Source organism: Levilactobacillus enshiensis, from assembly GCF_007115095.1.
GTDB classification, from domain to species: domain Bacteria; phylum Bacillota; class Bacilli; order Lactobacillales; family Lactobacillaceae; genus Levilactobacillus; species Levilactobacillus enshiensis.
In genome coordinates this window covers 1-225 of sequence record NZ_SULH01000054.1, presented here as the reverse complement: position 1 = coordinate 225, position 225 = coordinate 1, and the positions used below count along the sequence as shown (strand labels likewise).

The 225-nt window shown below is 42.7% G+C and carries 1 pseudogene; it reads left to right on the top strand.

Annotated elements, in window-relative coordinates:
* Nucleotides 1–34: 34 nt before the first annotated feature.
* Nucleotides 35–225, top strand: a pseudogene (locus FAY32_RS14555) (hypothetical protein); the annotation flags it as partial.

Genomic DNA, 225 nt, shown 5'->3' with positions numbered 1-225 from the left:
GCTAAAGAGGTCGCTGATTGGCTCAACGATCCAGATGAGGACTAATGACTTAGTCAGCCTATACGTTAGTTTTGTAGAAACTAACGGTGGCAAGTCTCGACCAGTTTTAATTCGTCGGGTATCAGGACAGACGGTCGAGGCTTTTAAAATTACTAGTCAGTATGAAAAGAAGTCGGCTTATATCAAGCAACAATATTATCCGATTCAAGATTGGCAATCCGCTGG